Consider the following 22,306-nt stretch of genomic DNA (forward strand, 5'->3'; position numbering starts at 1 on the left):
AGGGTGACAGGTGATAGGTGACAGGATAGAGGAGAAATAATCGTTTCTTTTCTTAATTAGTGGAAATGATTTCAATTAATTCCCAATCCCCAGTCCCCAGTCCCCAGTATTGATTGGAAATTTGAATGATTACCCGCTATAGTCATGCTGTAGCGGGTTTTTATTGTTTATGTATCTTAACAAAATATCTGGTTTATTTTTCTTAATCACTACCGTTAGCTTATTATCAGGATGTCAAAAGATAGACGCACAATCAATACCAAAAGCTACACCAAAAGCTGCAAAAATTTGTCCTGGTGAAAATGCGAAATTTAGTATTGATTTTTTTAAAACTAACAATCGAGGTGAGAAATTTGCTAAAGGTATCAATCATGTAATTATTTTTAATCCCAGGTCAGCGGCTTTAGATTTTAAGGTGAATGTGGGATTATCTCATAAAATTTATGCTCAAGACACTAGAGGCAGAGTTCGTAAAGAATACATACCAAAACAGTTTAATGAACTGATTGCTGATGATAACTCTAAACTTAATGGACAAAGACCAATAGCAGCCATTAATGCTGACTATATAGATACTGAACATAAACCACAAGGCTTAAATATTTCTCGTGGAGTAGACTATTCAGGAGTGTTTAAAAATAAGCGTTCTTCCTTTGGAATTTCTGGTGGTAAGCCACAACAGCGACGGGCGACAATTCAAGTGGGCAGAAGAAATGCTAATATTCTCAACTACAATTTAGTAGGCGGTAATGGTAGGTTTTATAGCCAGGGTAAGTTTAAAGATATTTGTTCAGATTTGGGAGAATTTGCTTGTAAGCAAGCAACTAATCGCTCGATGGCAGCTATTACTAATAAGGGTTATGTGATTTTGTTAGTTAATGATTTTAAGGCTAATTCTAGTATTGAGTTTTCTGCGGTTAACCAAGAGTTATTACCACACCAATTTGATGATGTATTAAAAGGTATTGCTCGTAATAATTGTTTAGGGAAAATTCAAGAAGGCATATTGTTTGATGGTGGTATGTCTCCCGGATTGTATTACGATAATAAAATTTATGTGCAGAATCCAGGGCCTATTGGTTCAGTGTTTTTAATTTATAAGAAGTCTCAAAATTAAGTTAGTAGGGTGCGTCAGTAGGAATAATTTCTTGGTGTAGTTAAGGTTTCCTCCGGCTGACGTACCCTACATTTTTGGTAGATTATTTGCATGGATTTATACATTTGAGATGATCACAACCAAAATGTTGAGTCATCATTGCAGAAAGTATTTGGAAAGTTGAAGCATCAAGATTTAATTCTTGCTTGATGTCATCATTTACCTCTGGTTGAGTTATCTGCTTTGCCATTTCTTGAAACTGTACCCAAGTTAAATCACTATTAACAAAAGCTTTGGCAAGGCTAATTACCAGTTCTTCATAATCATTGTCTTCTAACCTAGTCATCATTCGGTGTTGAATGTGAAGCATATCGTCAAAGCAGTAATACCAAGATTTTGGTTGCTGCTTAAGTAGCATTTTAAAAAAATCCTGCTGTTTTGAGCGACTAACAGCCTTATCAGCCTCGCTACACACCATTAATATAGGAGCAGAACAATGGATTGGTACTTGTTTTAACAGCTTCTCTCCCAATTCTAGAAATATTCTTAATGCTTTTAAACAAAAACCGTCATAACCGAAATTGCCGGGTGCATCTTTGTTGAACCATTCAAAATAAATTGGTAGGATTTTGATGAGCCAATCAGTGATGAATTGACGACTACCCAAATAAGGAGTGAACAATAAGGCGCACTCAATCTGTTGGGGATATTCTAAAGCTAACCACGCCGCTAATGTTCCACCTGTTGATAATCCTCCGACTACGACTTTTTGACCTAGGGTTTTGGCAATCTCTAACCACTCGATGACAAATTGCTGGTAAGTCCGAATGTCCGTTGGTAATGGTGGAGGATTGAGGCGATTCCAGTCTCCTAAGCGTCCATGACCTGGTTGTAAGGGAATCAGAACATTATATCCAGCTTGAAAAAAAGCCTTGCCGAGTGGCTCAAATTGGTACGGGCCGGCGGTGAAACCATGCAAGAATAGACAAACTTTTGACGTGGGATGGGGATGAATGAAGAATTTTGAACGACAGGCTTGGTTTTTCAGTCTCAACGCCGACTCTGATTGATGAACTTGCTCAAGAATCTCTACTGTCTTGTGAATGCAAACGTCCATTTGATGAATTGGTGTACTTGTGCATATATTCGTTATTTTCTTAACTCAGTAAGCCTGCGAAATCTAGCAAATGGCATATTTAGGACTTACGCATGAGTCACCAAAAATAAAACCCGCCGTAGCGGGAGTACACACAACAACACTATGAACAATGAAAACTTGATTTAGGTGCAATACTTCATTTCTGCTTCTAATTGCCTAATTAGTCTTTCATCACCACGAGATTTCGCTATTTCCAAGCGATACTCGATGTTCCTTTTAATATTTTGTTTGTGTATTTCTGTTGCCGCACTCATCGCTCTGTGTCGATTCTGGCTCATAGTGGTCAACCTCTTAATCTTTTACATTATGTCTGTGCTTCTTAACATAGCACAAATTCCGTAGCCTTTGTTACAGAAATAATTAATGTAATATACATTTACTTTTAAAGTATGTGGGAAAATCAAGCTTTCCTAACCTTATTAAGCGATTTTAGCGATCGCGATGTCTACGTAGCTGTGATGAAGGGAGTAATCGCCCAAGTCAACCCGAAATTACAGGTGGTAGACTTGAGCCATGAGATTCCGCCTCAAAATATTGCGGCGGCTAGGTTTTGTTTGTTGAATGTTTATCTTTACTTCCCAGAGGGGACAGTACATATAGCTGTAGTAGATCCGGGTGTGGGGAGTAAAAGAAAGGCGATCGCGGTAGAATTTGCAGGTGGGTTTTTAGTAGGGCCAGATAATGGCATATTTAGCGGTGTGTTAGCTCAAACTCCAGCCATTGCAGCAGTCGAGTTAACGAATCCCCAATATTGGAGAACCCCCGAACCTAGTAAGACTTTTCATGGTAGGGATATTTTCGCACCAGTGGGCGCTCATCTAGCTAGTGGTGTTTCTCTGCAACAGCTAGGACAAGCAATTGAGCCTGCAACTTTAACGCAATTAAATCTGAAGCAATGTCATCATACAACAACTGGTGTTACAGGTTGTATTCAATATATAGATCACTTTGGTAACTTGGTGAGCAATATTCCAGGGAGTTACGTACAAGGTAAAAAATGGTGTGTGCAAGCTGGTGGGTTAATCGTACCTGGCTGTGCAACTTACAGCAATGTTCCCTTTGGGGAAGCAGTCGCTTTAGTTGGTAGTCATGGCTGGGTAGAAATTGCCATCAACAGTGGTAATGCACACTCGCAGTTACAGATTAATTTGCAAGATTCTCTAGAAGTCATTAGTTATTAGACTATGGATAGGGAAAATTTTTCTTGAGTAGAACTATTAACTTTGAATTGCTTATGACTACGCCAACAATATCTGCATCGGAAGTTTATCAAGGTCAGTTTGGAGAGTTTACAATTAATCAGAGCGATCGCACAGGTGTAATTATCTATCGTTCTGGGTTAATGGTAGCTGCTTTGTGCTTTGCTATTGGCAGTGGTTTAGTATTATTTGCCAACAATCCTACTACCATTCAAGCACTGACCCCTTTATATACTTGCTTCAGTCTGGCTCTTGGTGTCAGTTTATTGACAATACATATTTACATGGCAGCATTGCATAGAATATTACAAGCCTTTTGGTTAATTGGGAGCATTTGTGCATTTATCATCAGGCATTTTGACAGTCAACCTTTTGCTGTGACTGTGTACAATCAACCCCTAACTTTATTCGGAGTTGGTTTTACTTTTGCTGCTTTAACAGGCATTTATTTTAAAGAAGCTTTTTGCTTTAATCGTCTAGAAACTAAAGTGTTAACTGTGATAGTACCACTGCTATTATTAGGGCATTTAGTGGGGATTTTACCAACTCAATGGGAACAAGTTTTATTAGGAACTTGGGCGATTTTATTTTTAGTATTTGCCTTACGGAAAACAGTACAAGCCATCCCTCCTGATATTGGTGATAAATCAGTATTTGCTTATTTGAAACAACAACGAACAGTGAAAGAGGCTAGAGGTTAGTATTTATCAGCGTCAGTTCATCACCTGCTCGATAGAAGGAGGATTTGAAAATAAATTCCCCCTTGAAACCGAAGTCTCTTAATTAAGCGTTGACAAAGATATCAGCATTAGTTAAAGCCAGACCGATATTGAGAGTAGCAATTTGAACTTGTGCAGATACTCCTGTGCCATCTTGATCAAAGAAGAGTGCGCCACTGGTTTGATCGTAAATAAATCGATGATTACTGGTAGTGGCTGCTGTACCGAGAACGAATTGACTAGCAGCGATCGCCGCACCCGCAACCAGCCCACCGCCAAAGCCAACCGCAGACACAGCAATGGTATCATCAACTACGTTAAAATCAGTGATGTTGTCAATTCCTTGAGTTAGAGAGTTGAAGATAAAACGATCAGCTCCTGTACCACCTGTGAGCGTATCATTGCCAGTCCCGCCAATTAGGGAATCATTTCCTGAATTACCAATTAAGATGTCATTACCAGACCCGCCATTAAGAGTATCATTACCAGAACCGCCTTCGAGAGTTTCATTGCCAGAACCGCCTATTAAAGTGTCATTGAACTTAGAACCAATTACCCGCTCAATACTGATCAGGGTGTCTGTACCGCCTTGTCCATCAGTGGTTATACCTGTGGAGAGGTTAACGTTGACTGCCGCAGTGGCATTTTGGTAAGAAGCAGTATCATTGCCAGTCCCGCCATTGAGAGTATCATTGCCAGCACCGCCATTGAGGCTATCATTGCCAACACCACCTATTAAGGTGTCATTGAACTTAGAACCAATCACCCGCTCAATGCTGATCAGGGTGTCTGTACCGCCTTGCCCATCAGTGGCTGTACCTGTGGAGAAGTTAACGTTCACTGCCGCAGTGGCAGTTTGATAAGAAGCAGTATCAATTCCTGAGCCACCATTGAGAGTATCATTGCCAGCACCGCCAATTAAGGTGTCATTACCAGCCCCGCCATCTAGGGAATCATTCCCAGAACCACCATTGAGGCTATCATTGCCATCACCGCCATTGATGGTGTCATTCCCGGCATCACCATACAGATAATCGCCACCTGTTCCTCCGGTAATTAAGTCATTGCCAGCACCACTATTAACTTCGGTACCAGTCACAAAAGCTGAGAGATTGATTGTGTCATGACCATTACCTGTGGTGACTGAGATATACTCAATGCCTGTAAATTGTGTGCCAGTAGATACAGTACCAGGATTAGCAGCATTGGTGAACGAGACAGTTAAGTTACTGGTATAAGCGGTTGTATTTAAATACAGGACATCAAGTCCTGCACCACCATCAATATAATCTCTGCCATTACCAGCATAGATGAAGTCATCACCGTTACCACCATAGAAGAAGTCATCACCTGGATCTTCATCGAACACTAGGTAAGAATCAAGGTAATCTTGTCCCTCATACCGAAAAACAACATACTCTTGATGAGCATTAATGATGTCATTACCATCGCCACCATTGACGGTATCATTGCCAATACCACCCCAGAGGGTATCATTATCTGCTTCACCATTAACGCTGTCATTACCTATCCCACCTGAAAGAGCATCACTGCCAATACCGCCCCAGATAGTATCATTGCCGCTCCCATCATCATCAGGCTCGTAAATTGGTACACGAATGAGTTGACCATTAGCGACAAACTCCCTGATTGTTATTGCAACATTAACTGTATCATTACCTGCAAAGGTTTCAATTAAGTCATCTCCAGCAGTACCTTGTAGGTAATCGTTTTGATTGGAACCGGGAATATATGGCATAAAATTTTGCTCCTTTTCAGCAAGTAGTTGTTTTACAAGTTGGTATTGTCTTTAATTTCCGATATCAAATCTATGCAATATATATTTGCGTTGATGGTGGTTATCTTTTTTGCACCAGTTTTAATAATTCCAGGTTGAGCAATGCTGACAAAGTAAAGTTGTAGAGATTCAGCAATGCTAAACCCCTACGAAATATAATTTGTTTCCTGGCAATACATATTTGCTCTTTCCTGTAAATGCGTCATTTGTAGTTACAAATAATTGATAAAAATTAATTACTAAAAGCTTGAATAACTTCCGAATAATTTATTGTTGTGGGTTGAGCATTTACTATGCTTAATTGGGACATACTCCATCGTGTATTGCTATTTTCGGTTATCTATCAGTGATTAATTAGGGAGTTATGCAATTTCAGATCAAATATAATTATGGTAATTCATCCCAATTTTATGTATCGATGATTATAGGTAGTGGCTGCTGTACCGATCACGAATTGACTAGCAGCGATCGCTGCACCAGCAACCAAACCACGATTTTTCTGACTGACGTATCCTTGCAAGAAATGAGATTTTACCCCAATCCCCAAATTTGGGAACAATAAACCCAGTGGGTGCGAGGATATAGAAGTGTTGGAAGAAAGAGCATATTGGTTAGCGTGGTCAAAAATTTCTGGAATTGGGCCGGTTTTACTGCAACGATTACAGCAGCATTTTGGTACGCTAGCAACAGCTTGGAACGCTACCAAAGCTCAGTTGCGGGAAGTTGAGGGGTTTGGTTTACAAACTTTAGAGAAAGTAGTAAAACAGCGATCGCAGATTAATCCAGAACAATTACTGATCCAGCACCAACAAGACAACCCCTATTTCTGGACACCAGCCGATGCAGATTATCCCCGCTTACTACTAGAAACTCCCACTCCCCCGCCGGTTTTGTACTATCGGGGTGAGGTAGAACTACAAGAAAATTTGGGACAAAAACCCTTAGTGGGGATTGTGGGAACGCGCCAACCTTCCGATTATGGTATCCGTTGGACTCGTCTAATTAGCGCCGCTTTAGCGAAAAATGGCTTTACTGTAGTGTCAGGGATGGCTGAGGGAATTGACACCGAAAGTCATAGTGCAGCCATGAAAGCTGGTGGACGGACAATTGCAGTTGTGGGTACAGGCGTGGATGTCGTTTATCCCCACAAAAATCGGGATTTGTACCAACATATTTTGACGGCTGGATTGGTTGTTAGTGAATATCCTGCTAAAACTCCACCCGATCGCACCCACTTTCCTCGTCGTAATAGAATTATTGCTGGTTTAAGCTGCGCCACCTTAGTTATTGAAGCGCCATTAAAATCTGGTGCGTTAATTACGGCTACCTACGCCAATGAATTTGGTAGAGATGTTTATGCACTGCCTGGAAGATTGGATGATTACCCATCCCAAGGTTGTTTAAAATTAATCAGTCAAGGCGCTGGTTTAATTCTCAAAGAATTAGATGATTTGTTAAAAATGCTGGGTGCTGTACCAAAAATTGATGCAGTTGAAACACCACCCACAGCAGAACAGTTAAGTTTGCCGATTTTATCGCCGGAATTGCAACAAGTAATGAATGTATTCGGTTGTGATACTTTACAATTTGATTTACTTGTTCAACAAACCGGGATGAATGCTAGCTCCGTTTCCAGTGCTTTATTACAGTTGGAATTGATGGGTTTAGTTTCACAATTACCGGGAATGCGGTATCAGAAATGTTGAATAGGCAATAGGCAATAGTTATTAGTTTTTCTCCTCTGCTCCTCTGCTCCCGTTATATGTTAGGACGAGAAGCCTAAAACTCTGCCTCTTTAGAGGGTGTTTGAAAAGTCAGGTATGTTGTAAAAAAGCTCTCTCAGTATACGCTGTGAATAGATAATCAACAGCACCGAGAGAGCGACATGAGTAAAGCTTACCCCAGTAACCTGAGCCTCGCACAATATGAATTTCTTAGCGACTTGATTCCAGAAGGGAAACCGGGTGGTCGTAAGCGTGAAGTCGATATGTGGGAAGTCCTGAATGCAATTTTTTACATCCTGCTAGAAGGAGTGAGATGGCGATGCCTACGGCGGGCTACGCCTACGCTACCTGGGGACTTTCCTACGAGAGCAAACAGTGTACACATATTTCCGAAACTGGCGTAAAGACGGGACATGGTTGCACATTCACGATAGTCTCCGAGAGTGGACGAGAATCGAAATTGAACGTCATCCGAGTCCATCGGAAGCGATAATTGATAGCCAAAGCGTCAAGAGTGCGGCAATGGTGAGTCAATCAGTAGGCTTTGATGCTGGCAAGAAAATCAAAGGACGCAAGAGATTTATGACCGTTGATACCTTGGGGTTAGTGCTGCGGGTTTTGGTAACAGCAGCCAATGTCGGTGAGCGAGAAGGAGGCAAACAAGTTCTCCAACGAGTTAAACAGTCTCAGCCACAATCTCGGTTAACCACCATCTGGGTTGATGGTGGCTTTGATGGGGAACCGTTCATGCAGTGGGTCATGAATTTTTGTCGCTGGATTGTACAGGTGGTGCTGCGACCAGAGCAAAGCAAGGGCTTTGTTTTACTCAAAAAACGTTGGGTGGTGGAACGCACTTTTGGCTGGTTCATGGGATGTCGGCGATTGGTCAGAGATTATGAATTATTGCCCGAAACCTCAGAAACTTTTATCTATCTTGCAATGATCCGTATTATGGTGAAGCGATTGGCTTAATTTTTGACTCCCTAAAACTTTTCAAACATCCTCTTAGAGCAGAGATGTAGGGCAAACGGCAATTTTAATTGCCGTGTTCATGGTACAATTGCCAACAGTGGAAGGGTAATCAACCACTCAAAAAACCCATTTGCTGCTTAACACGCAGACGCTGAACCTTGACAACTGAATCTAGATGGTTCTACTTCGTAGTTCTAGTATCACCTGGAAGTAGGTAAAAGATTCACAGGTACTAGACGAATAGCATTTAACTACAAACAAATTTTGCAGTAATGCAACTAGGGTAGGGCATACCCAAAGTTAACGCTTGGGGAGAGAACCACCTCTGGCTTAGATACCGCAAGGAATCTAAGTTAAGTGGACTCGTTGAACCAAGAATCTCCCGGTTTTTCATCGAAATGAGCAATAGCGAAATTTCGATAACCGGGAGAGTGTCAATTCTCGCCGTACTCCATACCATTTGCGTCTGCATAACGGTGCATAAAGCGCATGAATCTATCCCAATGATCATCGCGCTCAATTTCAAATTTACACTCTACACCCTGTAGTTCATCACCTTCGTCACCCCCAAATATAAAGCGTGTGGAAGAAGGAGTTACACTAATTTCACCTTCTTCATCACTTAATAGCAAGGCGTTTAAAGATTGTTTTGTAAAGCTATTAAATCCTTCTATAGCTTTCAATTTCTCGAATTTCATCATCACGACACGTTTGCCAGTCCGCACTTCCCGCCGCAAACTGACGTTACTAAGTTCTTCAAAAATACCTGTAAAAAACTGAATTGATGGGTTGGTAGATGACATAACAAATTCAAAATTTTATGGTAGGGGACAGGTGACAGGTGACAAGTGAGCCACTGCGGTGGACGGGTTCCCCGGCATATAGCAAGTGGCGAACCCCTTTAGGGGTGACAGGTGACAGGCTGGAAAGTCTCTTAGTGTAAAGGTTTTATGATTGCTTGATGTCCTAATCTATATGGCGACTGCTATATATGAAAAACGCTATTAACCAATTAAATCAGTCTAAACTCAGTAAAACTACTCAAATAGAATTACTTACAAAAATTATTTTTATTGTCCCAATCCCCAATTCCCAGTCCCCAGTCCCTAGTCCTTAGTCCCCAATCCCCAATCCCCAATCCCTTATCTTGAAGGATAGGGATTAATCATTGGAGTCTGATAAGCACTTATAGGTGTGGTGGGTGCAGGTGTAGTCATGACTGGTGGCTGATAGCCGGTGGTGGGTACGGTGGTGGTTGTGTTGCTTGGTGTAGCAGGAGTTTGCGTAAACTGTTGGTAAGCCGCACGGGAAATTGAGCTAATGAGTTTTTCGGCGCGGGGGTCGTTGTTGGGACGTTGTACCATGACAGCAGCTACATAACGTTTCCCGGTGGGAGTGTCAATTACACCTGCGTCTGCTAACAGAGTACCAATATCACCGGTTTTGTGATATGCTCTTGCGCCTGTTCCTAAACCAGAGGGTAAGAGATGATCTCGCTCGGTTTGGCGCATGATATCAAGTATTTGGTCACGCGATCGCATACTGACTAATTTACCCTGACTAACCATAGCCAGCAAGTTCACTAATTCTTTGGGACTGGTGGTGTTTGTCCCTGATAAATCAGGAAGTGGATTGCGAATAGCTGTGCTGGTTAATCCCCAACTCCGAAAACGCTGATTGATGGCTTCTATACCACCTAGTCGGGCAATCAGCATATTAGTTGCTGTGTTGTCGCTGATTGTCATCATGTTTTTTGCTACTTCCAAGGCAGCATACTGGGTTCCGGCTGGTTTGAATCGCATATTTCCCGAACCACCAGCAATCATCTCTTGCTGCATTGTCAACATTTCATCTAGGCGAATTTTGCCAGCATCGACATCTTGGAAAAAGGCGATCAAAATTGGTACTTTGATTGTGCTAGCGGCAGGTAAACTGCTGTCACCATTAATATCTACATAACCACCCGTGTCTAAATCTACCAGGAAAACCCCTGGCGTGAGATTGGGATTAGCTGCTGCCAAATCTTGCACAGCAGTTTTTAAAGGTGCAATTTCTTGAGTGAGGTATAAGCCTGCTGCAAGGTTATTGGCCGTTGTTTGGGACTGATTTGGCCGAGTATTATTAGCTGGAGTTGATGTAGTGGGAGTCATGCGAGTTGCAGGGTCTAAAACCGACAAAACTGTACCGACGATCGCACCAATACCAACTCCCACAATCAACAACCGGATAGTATATAAAATGGCTCTGGCCATTGGCTTTAACCGTGTTTTGCGTGATACTCTTTTCACCATTTTGGGTGATGGCTGTCTCTGCACTCGTACTGTTTTGACATTGACATTTCTAGGAGAGGGTGGAACTTGCCTTGTCACAGTGGGGATAGGTTTGACGGCGGTTGGCATAACCAATCCTTGTCTTGGCTTTCTAGAGCTAGACGCGATGGGGGGAGGCAGAACGTTATCATGGAAGCGCGTCACTACTACCGAACCTGTAGGAGTACGCTGCTGGTTAGGAACTTTACGTTTTTTTGATTCTACCTTTGAAACTTTAGGCGATCGCTGGCGACGGGTTACGGGTTGTCGCCCTGAGAAAGTTCTTAGTTTCTTCCCTGACTCTGACACTGCCACTCCTTGTCACCCACTTGAATTGTTTCCTGCCGACTCTCGACCCAAAATTTAATCTAGGGATTGAGCATCGGGTATAGAGGATAAAATTCTCCTCTCATCCTCTGCTAGTCCCTACTGCATGATTACTACTTAGTAGCATTTTTCTGTTTAGTTTAAGCCATCTGCCAAGTTTTGGGGAATATTCCTGTAAATATTCCACAAAAGAGTTACAAGTTTTTACTATCAGTTTGGTTATCAATTGCCCATTCTACCTGACGTAAGATCCCCCGCAACATTGCTACTTCATGATTTTGTAGGTGGGCGCGATTATATAGTTGGCGAAATTTCTCCATTCGGCTGGTTGCTGTATGAGGATACAAGTACCCTATTTTTAATAGTAACGATTCTAATTGCTGATAGTAGGCTTCTACCAGTTCTAGGGGAGCTAGTTCAGTGGCAGTGATAGTTGGAGTGTCCTCTACCTGAGTTTGTTGTGCTAGTTCGTAGCAACAAATACCTACAGCAGAAGCCAAATTTAAAGATGGATAATTGGGGCTGGAGGGGATACGAACAAATCTTTGGGCATAGTTTAATTCTTCATTGGTGAGTCCCCTATCTTCTCTACCAAAAATCAAGGCTGCGGGTTGATTGTGGGCTTCTAGTAGCCAAGGTAAGGCATCTCTGGGGTTTTCTAATGGGAATGGACAATGGCGATCGCGTCCGGTAGTAGCGATCGCACTTACACATCCTTGTAAGGCTTGTGGTAGGGTATCCACCACTACGGCTGATTCTAAAATCTCTTTGGCATGGACTGCCATTCTCATGGCTTCCGTTGACAGGCGATCGCATTGGGGATTGACTAAAACTAGATGTTCTAGTCCAAAATTTTTCATGACACGGGCTACGCTACCAACATTCAACGGCCCAGCTGGTTCTACTAGCACAATTCTTAACCCAGCTAATCCCATTTGTTGATTGCCCAATTCTTTGACCACTTGACAAATTTATGTCCTTGAAAATCTGACGTAAAACCCTCACTTGGTAGGGGTCTTATTATTTTATGTTCAAAGTAGCCTCATAGAGACTTCTTTTAATACACAAGGGTGCGTCAGTATGAATAATTTCTGGGTATGGTTAGGTTCTATCGCACTGACGCACCCTACCAAACCATCAATTTCGGATAGTTTATTTTCTGGTGTTCCCTTAGAGCAGCTGATGAACTTGATTGACTGCGCCGATGATCACAGAAGATGCTGTTGCGATTTCTTGTTGGGTTGTAAATTTACCAATGCCAATTCTTAAGGCTCCCTCAATGATATTCTCTGACAGATTCATCGCTTGTAAAACGTGCGATGGTGCAATTGCACCCGATGAACAAGCCGCACCTGTGGAAATGGCTAATTGCTGACGAACTCGTGCAATGATGGCAGTATTAGAAATATCAGGGATGGAAATGTGTAAGTTACCTGATAAACGGTGGTTTAAGTCTCCATTCACTGCTAAATCGGGAATTGCGGTTTGGAGTTGGTTTTGTAGCTGATCTCTTAAAATGGCGATCGCATTTTCATCTTGTTCCATTTCCAACCTTCTCAATCTGCAAGCTTCCCCCAAACCGACGATTCCGGGGACGTTGAGTGTACCGGATCTCATACCCTGTTGATGTCCACCACCGTAAATCATTGGTGGGACAGGATGATTTTTTCTCACTACTAATACACCCACACCTTTGGGTGCATAGAGTTTATGTGCGGAAATTGCTAGATAAGTAATCCCCCAGTCTTGGAAGTTGAGGGGAATTTTCCCGACGGCTTGGGATGCGTCGCATAAAAACGGGATATTGTGAGAGGATGCGATCGCGCCAATTTTTTTGATGGGGTAAATTGTCCCGACTTCATTGTTAGCCGCCATCATACAAAGTAAAGCCGCACCATCAGCACAGACTTTTTCCAGATGTTCTAAATCAATCTGTGCTTGTTGATTGACTTTTAACCAAATAATTTCAACAAGTCCTTTTTTAACTAAAGCTTTGCAAGTATCTATAACGGCTTTGTGTTCCACTGGGGAAACGATGATTTTGGCGGGGGTATTTTGTTGTGCAATTTGTCCTTGAATTACTAAGTTGATGCTTTCTGTTGCGCCAGATGTAAAGATAATTTCCTTGGGTGAGGCGTTGATTAATTCTGCTATTTGTTGACGGGCTTGTTTAACTGCTTTTGCTGCTATATTGCCATAATCATGATCTACACTATTGGCATTACCAAAGGCGGTAGTCATATAGTACATGACTTTCTTGGCTACTCTGGGGTCAACGGGGGTAGTTGAGTGGTAGTCTAGATAGATTATGTTGGTCATTTTTTTAAACGCGGAGGAACGCGAAGTCAACGCAAAGTAACGCAGAGAATGATCATAACAACTCTCTCAACCCTTTGCGCCTCTGCGTGAGATTTAATCACCCTAATAAAGCATGGTTTCGATATTATAGGGTTATCGGGTTCTAGTTAGCGAGTCAGGTTATGGAAAGCATAAAGATTAGAACACATATCGGTAATGATGGAATTTTGCAAATCCAGCTTCCACCTGAGATTGCTAACCAAGAATTAGATGTAGTAATTGTCTTTCAGCCTGTGAGTCCAGAACCATCACAGAATACAGCCAAAACACCCCAAGAATTAGGTTATTCTCATAGGTTTTTAGAAAATGTCATAGGTAGTTGGGAAGGTGAACCCCTGGAAAGAGCAGAACAGCTTCCCTTTGAGAATCGGGAGGAGATTCAATGGCCTACCTCCTAGATACAAATGCGTGTATCCAAATTCTTAATTCATCAAATTCACCTGTTACCCAAAAAATTCTGACAATTCCTGCTAGAGAAATTTACATCTGTACAGTTGTTTATAGTGAACTGTACTATGGAGCTTACAAAAGAAAGAATGTTAACAGAAACCTCAGTCATCTGGAAAATTTGTTGGCTGAGTTTACTGATTTACCACTAAATATTCAAGCAGCAAAAATTGCTGGAAAAATTCGCGCTCATCTTGATACTTTGGGGACTCCAATTGGAGCAAATGACTTGTTAATTGCTGCGATTGCTTTAGCAAATGATCTCACGCTGATTACCCACAACACCCGTGAGTTTAGCCGTATTGATGGGTTGAAATACGAAGATTGGCAATGACTACAGATATTAATAGTATTTTCTTTGCTTTTACCATCTAGTATCTTACAAGTTTTCGAGTTGATTCGGACACCATTTACTTTTTGCTGCTAGTTGAGCGTTAATCAAGGTAAAGATTCGCTCTAATTCGGAGATACCTATATACTCGGCTTCTTCTTCAGGAGTGAGCGCATCAGCTTTTTTCTTCTCTAACAGTTCTTCAAAACGAGACTGTAGCTCATCAGTAAATTTAAACAGATAAATGTCGCCAAATTCACTCATTTTAACACCAGAAGATATTAAAGATGAGGGTTGAACCATCATTTGAGTAGTCATTGTGTGTTGATAGCGTCTTTGATTCTATTGTGCCTCAATTAATCAGCGATCGCACTTTATCATTCTCAATAAACGCAGAGAATTATCATCACAACTCTCTAACCTCTTTGCGTCTTTGCGCCTACCGCAAGCGGAACGCCTGGCGGCGAATGCGTGAAATTTACTCTTATTCATTCTCTAAAAACCTCCTAGCAACCCTCCCCCAATCAATGCGGGTATCTTGAGCATTATCTTTAAATTTACCCTCTGGCTGTTCATCTTCATATCTAGCCCATGCCATCAAGAGTAACTTTAACCCATCTAAAGAGTTAACTAACCGAGAACGCAAAGTATCTACATCAGCTTTATCAACATCCTCTTCTAAGATTTCAACTAAGTTTTGATAAGCTGGATGATTAGTATTTAGAGTCACAATAATTGCCCCTCCTCTCGGTTTAACAGAGAAAAAAGCAGGAGTATCAAGGGGTGCTTCAACAAAAGTATATTTCAAGCCATCATCTACTGTTGTGGCGGCTAATAATTCGGCTTTTGTTTCCGTCACTCCCTCTTCTTTGAGAGTTTCTTTAATTACTTGTTTGCGTTCTTCTTTGGGTAATTTTTCATCTGCATCACTTTGACCTTTGTAACCCTGTGATTTACGCTCTTGAGTTACAGTAGTTGCAACTTTTTCAGGTTTATAAGGGTCATGGCGTTTTTCAGTGGCGGTACGAGTACCTTTTGTTTGGGCTTTGAGTAAACCACGAATAACACTCAACTGGTTATTTATTTTATCGACAATATCTAAGAGAGGTCTTTTTGGATCTTCATCTTCTTTTAACTCTTCTTTTAACTGTGTGAATGTCTTCCCATCTTCTGATAAAGATTTATTATCTATTTGCAAAAGTTCACTTAAATTACGAGCAGATTGTTTATTATTAGTTACTCCAAAAATATCATCTAAGGCAGGGGGAAATTCAACTTCTACGCCCCACCAACGTTCTGTAGGCTCATAACCATTGACTACTCCCGTATCTAGTTCTAGTTCTCTATCTGCACGAACAATAGAAACTCCTATGTTTCTCTTAGCGTGTTGTCCATGAGGTGTGCTTCCTGGATTATTTACTCCTTCTATAAGACGTGCTTCTTCCTTAGCATAAGAAAAGCGAACTTTAACTTCATGTTCTTGTTCTCTAAAATTAATAGTGAAAGTCGCTTCATAAGATGTATCTCCTTGCCAAGTTCCAAACATTGCTTTGTTATCAAATGGTGGAGGACAGGAGGTTTTTTCTATTAAATAACCAGGGTCATTGGGGAGGGCGTATTTCTCTAAAATCAGGCTATATAAAGCATCTAAATCAAAGGCTACCATGCGGATTTTGACATCGCCGCTATTAATGAATTTGCGATACATTCTCCCAATCACAAATTCTGAATTATCAATAATTGCTTTGCCAGTGCGCCAAATACAACGGTCGATGTTTGACCATACTACTAATGTGCCACTTTCGCCAAATTGTTGACCAATTCTTGTCCAAGTTGTGGGAATGGCTTTAGGTTTCGGTTCTGGTACTTCGGTTATCCGCCGAGTTTTAATTTCATCTAAATCTAGGTAACTATGCAGTGCATTTTCTATGCCATTTTGCCATGACCAGACATCAACTCTCTGACATTGGGAAATAGAAGACGAAGGTAAACCCATGCCAAAACGACCGATTCCGGTGTGTTTGTCTTCATCTAAATATGTACCATTCCCAAATTGCAGGGCGAGACGTAAAACATTCGCATCCATTCCACAACCATTATCTAACACGGCGATTTGTTCAATGCGCGATCGCCTCCTCCCTTCTACCAGTTGTTTCCGTTCGCCACACAGCAGTTCTACTTGCGATGCACCTGCTTGAATGGCATTATCCATTAATTCGGCTAAGGCGTAGGCGGCGTTTTTATAACCGTTATCGCGCATGGCTTGGACTGCGAGGTGTGTGGGAACGATATCATGGGCGTTATTCATGGGTTTTCCTCCAAACGTCTTCCCAATTGTGAAAGGCTGATGCAACTGAACCAAAACCAGGGAGTTGATTATCTATAACCGTGACAATTTCGGCGGTAGCATTACCCCCAGCTTTGATTCCTCTGATGGCGCGTCCTACCATTTGGCTGTAGAGAACCAGGGATTTGGTAGGACGGGCGATAACAGCAGCACTGGTTTTAGGTGCGTCGAAACCAGTGGTTAATACGCCGTAGTTACATAAAATCTTGGTTTGGGTTTGTTGGTCTTTAAAGCTGTGAATCAGCCGTTCTCGTTCGGATTTGGGGGTTTCCCCTGTGACAGCATCAGCATGAAAGCCACGTAAACGCAAAATGGAAGCGATGAGTTTGGCGTGTTCCACGGAGGTATTAAATACTATGATGCGTTGATGATGTGGGGCGAGGGCTTCTAGTTCTAGGATGATGCGGAGGTTGCGTTGTTCGTCTGCGGCTAACCGATTCAGGATATATTGGGGAATATCTAAGTCTGTATGAATGCGCTTGAGGTCTTGGGGTGTGAGTTCAATGCCGGTTTCGTAAAATAAAGAGCGATAGTTAACTTGAGCTAGGTATTGTTGATCTACGAGATAATCAATGGGGTTGTCATAACCCTCGATTTCTAAGGTAACTTTTTGGTGGGCGAAGAATTTAGCGAGTTGTGCATCGGTGTTAATATCAGCCCAAGTGCGTCCAGGTGTGGCGGTTAGTCCTAATAAGGCGGTTTTTTCGTAGGGGACGACGAGGGAATCTAAGACGAGTTTATAGGTTTCGGCTACTGCTTGATGGGCTTCGTCGATAATTACTAATGAACAACGCACACCGAGTTGATTAATAAAGCGGATACTCTTTTTGGCGGCGTTGTAGACTTTGGCTAATCCTGCTACTACTAAGCCATCTTGCGCTTGTGCTAAGTCTATCTCATGGTTGCCCCAGAAGCGGTAAGTTGAAAGGGTGCGATCGCCTAAACTGTCCCAGGCTTTTTGAAATTCTGTAACCGCTTGTTCGCATAGTTCTTCACTGTAGGCTAACCAGATTATTAATGTGGGTTCATTGTTTCTGAGATGGTCTGCAATAATATTCATTGCAGTACGGGTTTTACCTGCACCAGTAGGAAGATGAAGAAGGACACGACGAGGTTGTTGACTCAGATAGTTTTTTACTTTGTTAGCTGCTTTGCGTTGGTGTGCAAATAAAGGATATTTGGGAGTATTTTCAATTATTGTAGGCGTTTCAATTGTACTTTCGTTTCTGGGTTTAAGTGGTATTTCAAAAAAGTTAAATAGATATTTTTTACTTTCTGAATTTCCACTTATTTTAAGTTTTTTTAATGCTTGATAAGGGTCTTTATTTTCAGGTGCTTCTAGTACAACAGCGAGAATTTTCGCTTGTTCTGGCGTGATTAAATCAAAAATTAAATCTCGTTTTTCTTTTGATAAGAGTAATTCTTCTGGGGTATGAAGGGTTAACAGAATTTCTCTGAGTTTACTAGGATGAACTAAATTAGGTTCTAGGAGTTTGAGCAGATGAAAAGTTGCACTACCTAATAATTGCTGTAGTGTTTCTTCATCTGCTTTTGATAGTAAATCGTTGAAATTCAACCTCTAAAATTCTCCAAATTAATGTAATCATTATATTTAATTTGTATTAAATATATTTAACCAGAAAGATATTCTAAAATTTCAGCTACTGCTGCATTTTGAATCCTTCTTGCTTTAACTTCTCCTACACCATAAATTTTATTAATTATGTCTTGCTCGGTAACATATAAGACATCATTAATTGTATGAAATTCATTTTCTATAAGTTTACTTTTTTGCCAATCTGTTAAACTCAAATAATTAATCGATTTTTGAAGTAGACTATCAATGATTTGTTGTATCTCTGCATCAGACTCTAAGTTAATTGGGTTTGGAAGCGGAGAAAAACTATCACTATTAGCTCCATACTCTGTAAATAAATAGTTGTCTAAGTAATCAATTATCTGATTAGAAATTTCTTTGGATTTTTCAATTGCTAAAATACAACCTAACTTAATCTCGTAACGTGTACCTAATTGAGAATTAGTTCCCCTTATTCTTTCTCCATTTTTTCTAACAATACCTGTATATTCTAAAAGTCTTATAGCTTCTTTTACAACTTCAGGTGCATCTCTATGAATCCAGAAGTAACAGGTAGATTTATGATCGCTTATTCTACGCTCATTTTTATCTTTAGTTTTAGGGATAACTTCTTTTTCAATAAAATTTCTTCCCCAATCAACTATATCTCGATGTCCTTTATATTTATCACCTAAACCTGAATGTTCAGCCCAAATTTCGGCAACGTAAAAGTCTTTAATATTTTTTGTTACTGTTTCCCATTTTAGATTATTACATTTATCTAAAATTCTTAGTAATATTCTTGGATTTCCACTGGCAGAATAAGCAAGAATTTTAAAATTTCCCTTTTCTTCTTCTATTTTTTTTATTTTTTCTTCACTAGCTTGTTTATAAACTATTTCCTGCATAGTAGTCAAATAGTCATTATCTTGAATATTTCTTTCAAGACTTATTAATTTTGCATCATGAGCTATCTCAAATGAGTCCCCATAAGAAGTTACACCAGGATAAACGGCTGCATTACAATCAATATATGGAGTTCTTAGTTTTCTGAAAAGAGAAAAAAAGTCTCTTTGTTGCTGTGGTCTGAACATATGAATAGCTTCATCGAAAAGAAAGCATATTCTTTGAATATCGTAAAATTTACATATCTTTTCAATTATTTCTAAAAAATCATCTATTTCGGGTATTTCATGAATTATTGAATTATCAAAGTTTTTATCTTTATTTCTATAAGAATTTTCATAATATTGAGTTATATCATTAAACTTTGATGCAAGAAATTCTGTGCTGAAGCTATCACCTAAAAGCAACTTTGCATTAGGAATATTTTCTACCCAAAATCCTTTATATACGAGTTCCCTATATAATTTTTTGCAAATTTTTGCCATCATCCAATTTGTAAATTGATGTGGATCATTTGTTTGAATCAGAGTAGCAGATGATAAGGTTAAATATATAGGTAATATTTTTTCACTATTAAAAGTATCATTTAATTCAATTTGTGCCATTCGTAATAAAAAAGTCTTGCCAGTTCCTCTACTACCTTCTAAAACAATAGGATTTGGAAGTTTTAATGCTTCAATAATTCCTCTTTCTAAGTCAGTTGATACAAAAAAATCTTTGATTTTTTCGTCTCCTATACTTTCAGTTCTAAGGTAAAACATTTTTTCTATCCTCGTAAACTATAAAGGTCTTCCTAAAAGAACTCTAGTAATTTTTATGTCATCAATACTCTGAATTAAACATTCTTCGACTTCTCTTAAATTGTCTTGGGATAAGTCTTGAGAAAATCTAATTAAGAGTGAATAAAGTATAATTTTTGAAGTGTTATCAGATAAGTTTTTCCATAAATCAAATTCTGTTTGATTGAAAACTATATGAGAGTTATTAGTTTCCCATGTATAATTACCTCCATGAACATATGCTGATAATTTCCTATAGGTTTCCTTTGCTAATTCGGCAATTAATTTGATATCATCTTTATCTTTTTGATCAGGTTCTGAACTATAAAATGCTTTTAACCATGTAATGGAAAAAATACCAGTTTCTTGATCTGTAATTTTTGCCCATGATATATCTACTAAACCTTGTTTCCATTTGCGGAAATAAAACTCATCAGAGGAAAACAATATGCCAGATAAAGCTAGTTCTAGTACCAATCTTAGTGAAGCAAAAGCTTGTCTATAAAGCCCAGATGATACTAAAAAAGCTGAAAACTGTAACTCATATGCTACATTTTCCAAAACTTTCATTTCATTTCTCTGTACTTTCAAAAAATTAGACCATACTAATAAATCACTTGAGAAAACATGATATTTACCTAAATCTAGCTGAGTATGTGACTGATTTATAATTGATTCTAAATTGTTGCAAATTCCTATATGATAATTTTTTAAATCCATAAATTATTTGAATTTTACAAATGACAAACCAAACAAGGTAACTCATCATCTTCTTGATCTAAAATTTCTTCTAATGCTTCAGATAAAGGACGATTAGGAGAGGCTTTTTTCTCTTTAGCCATTAACTTTTCATGTTGAGCAATAATTTCATCCTTGCGTGCTAGAAGCTGCAATAAACTTTCGCCATCAGTCCAAGTATAGGTACGTCCATCAGCATGATTAGATTCATACTCAACAGCCTTTTGAAATAAATCAGGATGTTCCTGCGCCAACATTACCCATTCATACTTGCGTTGGAAGAAACAGAAAAAACACCCAGAACGACTGCGCCAGCGATAATAGTCAGGGAGTCCAATACCACTTTCTTCTAAAAGCCGAATAATATCAGCCCTAACTAAACCCCTTTCCTTAAACGGAAACACAGGTGTAATATTCGGCTTAGTGGAGATATAACCCTCACGGTTTTCATCAGCACGGATACCAATGTAACTAATAGCCTCATCATCCCCGACAAAATCCTCCAACGGCTTAATTTTCATCTTCACCGTACACCATCGCATTTGGGGAGAAGGTAACAAACCATCATGAATCGCTAACCAATGGTCAAAACCGCGTTTATCACTGAGATAATGAATTTTAATCCCCAAACGTGCCTTAATGCGGTCAAGATAATCGTAAGTTTCCGGTAATTCTTTATGGGTATCACAAAAAAAGTATTCCATCTCTGGAATTTCCCTATGCAGTAACACCGCTAAAGCCGTGCTATCCTTCCCCCCAGAAAGTCCGAGTATGTGTCTAGTTTTTTTCTCCGCCATGCTGGTTTTTTAGTGCGCTTAGGCAACTATATTAATCATGCTAATATTTTAGCAAATGTGTAAAGATAATCTGTAGCATTTTTAAACTTATTTTAAAATTCCCTAGTAATATCACTGTTATAATTAGCCTTTTATCAACTAACTAATTAAGGTTTTATACCTCAGCACGGTTCAATTACATTTAGTAGGGTGTGTCAGTATAAGAACCCCTCCCCCAACCCCTCCCCTGCAAGGAGAGGGGAGTTTTGCTCCTCATTCCTATCATCTATCCCACTATTGCTACCACCTTGAAGCAATCCTCCCCTGCAAAGAGAAGGGAGTTTTGCTCCCCATTCCCTTGTAGGGAAGGGGGTTGGGGGGTTAGGTTTTTATCTAAACTTATAGAGATTTGGGGAGTAGATGGTAAAGCGATCGCATTGTCAAAATCGGCAAAATAACACGATTACACGTCAAAAACATCGGCACATAAGCTAAAAAAGATTAATTTACGAGTTCTCATATTGATTTACGACTCGTGAAGTTGATAAATAAATCGTAAATTAGATTTTGGACTCGTAAATTAGATTTTGGACTTGCAAAACTTGATTTACGAGTCATAAATTAGATTTTGGACTTGCAAAACTTGATTTACGACTCGTAAATTAGATTTTGAACTTGCAAAACTTGATTTACAAGTTGTGAACCTTGAAAAGTTCTTCATAGTAAAGCAAATACTTTGAGATCC

The 22,306-nt window shown here is 39.9% G+C and carries 20 protein-coding genes and 1 pseudogene; 8 read left to right on the forward strand and 13 right to left on the reverse strand.

Going from position 1 to position 22,306, the window contains the following annotated elements; all coding sequences use genetic code 11:
* The first annotated feature begins 169 nt into the window (after positions 1-169).
* Positions 170-1,117, forward strand: a complete 948-nt coding sequence (locus NOS7524_RS12495) for a phosphodiester glycosidase family protein (RefSeq protein WP_015138843.1) — start codon at positions 170-172, stop codon at positions 1,115-1,117.
* 82 nt (positions 1,118-1,199) lie between these two features.
* Here the strand turns inward: NOS7524_RS12495 and NOS7524_RS12500 are convergent, their stop codons facing one another.
* Entirely contained in the window at positions 1,200-2,213 is a 1,014-nt protein-coding gene (locus tag NOS7524_RS12500) for an alpha/beta hydrolase (RefSeq protein WP_015138844.1), read from the reverse strand.
* A gap of 164 nt (positions 2,214-2,377) precedes the next feature.
* Complete coding sequence (gene pirA, locus NOS7524_RS30010) at positions 2,378-2,533, reverse strand: arginine synthesis PII-interacting regulator PirA (RefSeq protein ID WP_015138845.1); 156 nt, start codon at positions 2,531-2,533, stop codon at positions 2,378-2,380.
* 111 nt (positions 2,534-2,644) lie between these two features.
* Between pirA and NOS7524_RS12505 the strand changes: the two genes are divergently transcribed.
* Both NOS7524_RS12505 and NOS7524_RS12510 read left to right on the forward strand, forming a co-directional pair.
* Positions 2,645-3,436 (forward strand): SAM hydrolase/SAM-dependent halogenase family protein, encoded by a 792-nt coding sequence (locus NOS7524_RS12505; protein WP_015138846.1) that lies wholly within the window; start codon positions 2,645-2,647, stop codon positions 3,434-3,436.
* 53 nt (positions 3,437-3,489) lie between these two features.
* Positions 3,490-4,155: a DUF2301 domain-containing membrane protein gene (locus NOS7524_RS12510; protein WP_015138847.1), complete on the forward strand. Its 666-nt coding sequence runs from the start codon at positions 3,490-3,492 to the stop codon at positions 4,153-4,155.
* 82 nt (positions 4,156-4,237) lie between these two features.
* Here NOS7524_RS12510 and NOS7524_RS30950 read toward each other — a convergent pair whose 3' ends face one another.
* Complete coding sequence (locus NOS7524_RS30950; protein ID WP_015138848.1) at positions 4,238-5,932, reverse strand: calcium-binding protein; 1,695 nt, start codon at positions 5,930-5,932, stop codon at positions 4,238-4,240.
* Positions 5,933-6,335: 403 nt separating this feature from the next.
* On the opposite strand from NOS7524_RS30950, the gene NOS7524_RS12520 reads away from it, so the two are divergent.
* From NOS7524_RS12520 to NOS7524_RS12530, 3 genes and pseudogenes are all read left to right on the forward strand, one after another.
* Positions 6,336-6,533 (forward strand): hypothetical protein, encoded by a 198-nt coding sequence (locus NOS7524_RS12520; protein WP_015138849.1) that lies wholly within the window; start codon positions 6,336-6,338, stop codon positions 6,531-6,533.
* A 25-nt stretch (positions 6,534-6,558) separates the two neighbouring features.
* Entirely contained in the window at positions 6,559-7,677 is a 1,119-nt protein-coding gene (dprA, locus tag NOS7524_RS12525; RefSeq protein ID WP_015138850.1) for a DNA-processing protein DprA, read from the forward strand.
* 179 nt (positions 7,678-7,856) lie between these two features.
* Positions 7,857-8,667: pseudogene (locus NOS7524_RS12530) on the forward strand (IS5 family transposase).
* Between the two features lie 434 nt (positions 8,668-9,101).
* On the opposite strand, the gene psb28 reads toward NOS7524_RS12530, so the two are convergent.
* The 4 genes from psb28 to NOS7524_RS12550 all read right to left on the reverse strand — a co-directional run bounded on the left by psb28 (position 9,102) and on the right by NOS7524_RS12550 (position 13,622).
* Complete coding sequence (gene psb28, locus NOS7524_RS12535) at positions 9,102-9,470, reverse strand: photosystem II reaction center protein Psb28 (protein WP_015138851.1); 369 nt, start codon at positions 9,468-9,470, stop codon at positions 9,102-9,104.
* 339 nt (positions 9,471-9,809) lie between these two features.
* Positions 9,810-11,285: a serine hydrolase gene (locus NOS7524_RS12540; protein ID WP_015138852.1), complete on the reverse strand. Its 1,476-nt coding sequence runs from the start codon at positions 11,283-11,285 to the stop codon at positions 9,810-9,812.
* A 212-nt stretch (positions 11,286-11,497) separates the two neighbouring features.
* Entirely contained in the window at positions 11,498-12,238 is a 741-nt protein-coding gene (locus NOS7524_RS12545) for an RNA methyltransferase (RefSeq protein ID WP_015138853.1), read from the reverse strand.
* Positions 12,239-12,473: 235 nt separating this feature from the next.
* The gene (locus tag NOS7524_RS12550; protein ID WP_015138854.1) at positions 12,474-13,622 is read right to left on the reverse strand and encodes a cysteine desulfurase family protein; all 1,149 of its coding nucleotides are present in this window, start codon (positions 13,620-13,622) and stop codon (positions 12,474-12,476) included.
* A gap of 161 nt (positions 13,623-13,783) precedes the next feature.
* On the opposite strand from NOS7524_RS12550, the gene NOS7524_RS12555 reads away from it, so the two are divergent.
* A complete protein-coding gene (locus NOS7524_RS12555) occupies positions 13,784-14,059 on the forward strand; it encodes a hypothetical protein (RefSeq protein WP_015138855.1) in 276 nt (91 codons plus the stop codon).
* Complete coding sequence (locus NOS7524_RS12560) at positions 14,044-14,442, forward strand: type II toxin-antitoxin system VapC family toxin (protein ID WP_015138856.1); 399 nt, start codon at positions 14,044-14,046, stop codon at positions 14,440-14,442. Before NOS7524_RS12555 ends, NOS7524_RS12560 begins: the two co-directional genes overlap by 16 nt.
* A gap of 45 nt (positions 14,443-14,487) precedes the next feature.
* On the opposite strand, the gene NOS7524_RS12565 is transcribed toward NOS7524_RS12560, so the two are convergent.
* From NOS7524_RS12565 to NOS7524_RS12590, 6 genes are all read right to left on the reverse strand, one after another.
* Entirely contained in the window at positions 14,488-14,757 is a 270-nt protein-coding gene (locus NOS7524_RS12565; protein WP_015138857.1) for a hypothetical protein, read from the reverse strand.
* Positions 14,758-14,923: 166 nt separating this feature from the next.
* Positions 14,924-16,747 (reverse strand): ATP-binding protein, encoded by a 1,824-nt coding sequence (locus NOS7524_RS12570; protein ID WP_015138858.1) that lies wholly within the window; start codon positions 16,745-16,747, stop codon positions 14,924-14,926.
* Complete coding sequence (locus tag NOS7524_RS12575) at positions 16,740-18,362, reverse strand: DEAD/DEAH box helicase (protein ID WP_015138859.1); 1,623 nt, start codon at positions 18,360-18,362, stop codon at positions 16,740-16,742. The genes NOS7524_RS12570 and NOS7524_RS12575 overlap by 8 nt, the downstream gene beginning before the upstream one ends.
* A 56-nt stretch (positions 18,363-18,418) precedes the next feature.
* Positions 18,419-20,029: an ORC-CDC6 family AAA ATPase gene (locus NOS7524_RS12580; protein ID WP_015138860.1), complete on the reverse strand. Its 1,611-nt coding sequence runs from the start codon at positions 20,027-20,029 to the stop codon at positions 18,419-18,421.
* Between the two features lie 18 nt (positions 20,030-20,047).
* The gene (locus NOS7524_RS12585; protein ID WP_015138861.1) at positions 20,048-20,767 is read right to left on the reverse strand and encodes a hypothetical protein; all 720 of its coding nucleotides are present in this window, start codon (positions 20,765-20,767) and stop codon (positions 20,048-20,050) included.
* Positions 20,768-20,781: 14 nt separating this feature from the next.
* Positions 20,782-21,582, reverse strand: coding sequence for a phosphoadenosine phosphosulfate reductase family protein (locus NOS7524_RS12590; RefSeq protein WP_015138862.1), 801 nt, complete (start codon positions 21,580-21,582; stop codon positions 20,782-20,784).
* Between the last annotated feature and the right edge of the window lie 724 nt (positions 21,583-22,306).

The sequence above is a fragment of the Nostoc sp. PCC 7524 genome (genome assembly GCF_000316645.1).
Classification (GTDB): Bacteria; Cyanobacteriota; Cyanobacteriia; order Cyanobacteriales; family Nostocaceae; genus Trichormus.